The 664-nt window shown below is 73.5% G+C and carries 1 protein-coding gene and 1 pseudogene; one reads left to right on the top strand and one right to left on the bottom strand.

All coding sequences use genetic code 11. The features are described 5' to 3' along the window. Nucleotides 1-480, bottom strand: a pseudogene (locus A9X03_RS29315) (DUF222 domain-containing protein); the annotation flags it as partial. Here A9X03_RS29315 and A9X03_RS29310 point away from each other — a divergent pair. Beyond that, on the top strand, nt 436-664 hold a 229-nt coding region (locus tag A9X03_RS29310; protein WP_231975411.1), incomplete at its 3' end, for a DUF222 domain-containing protein. The pseudogene A9X03_RS29315 and the gene A9X03_RS29310 overlap by 45 nt on opposite strands.

Genomic DNA, 664 nt, shown 5'->3' with positions numbered 1-664 from the left:
GAGTCCGCGCAGCCCGGCCAGGAAGGCGTCGTGGTGGCGTTGCGCCGTGCTGCGGGTGTCGCGGCGCACCGCGTCCTGATCGGGTGTCGCGTCGACCACCGGGATTTCGTCGTCGGGGTTGCACACCCCGGGCGCGGCCAGCTTGGCCAGCATGGCCTCGATGGCGGCCCGCAGCTCCGGGGTGACCAGCCCGCTCAGGCGCGACATGCCGTCGAAGTCCTGGGCGCCCAGGGCGATCCCGCGCTTGCGGGCCCGCTCGGCATCGCTGAATTCCCCGTCGGGGTGCAGCCACTCCCTCAGCCGCTGGGCGTATCGGGCCAGTTCGTCGGGCCGATACCCGGCGGCCTTGGCGGCCAGGTCGGCTTCGGCGGCTTGGCGGGTCAGGGCGTCGATGGCATCCGGCAGGTGGGCCAAGAAGTCGCGGATCACGTTGATGTGGCCCTCGCCGATGCGCCCGGCGCGTTGGCCGACCGGTTGCGCATCACCAAGGCCGAGGCCGCCCGGCGCATCGCCGAGGCCGCCGACCTCGGCGAGCGCCGGGCGCTGACCGGTGAACCGCTGGCACCCAAGCTGACTGCGACCGCGGCCGGCCAACGCGCCGGGCGCATCGGCGAGGGCCACATCAACGTGATCCGCGACTTCTTGGCCCACCTGCCGGATGCCA

It is taken from the genome of Mycobacterium sp. E1715 (genome assembly GCF_001667625.1).
Classification (GTDB): Bacteria; Actinomycetota; Actinomycetes; order Mycobacteriales; family Mycobacteriaceae; genus Mycobacterium.
This window is presented reverse-complemented; position numbering and strand designations above follow the sequence as displayed.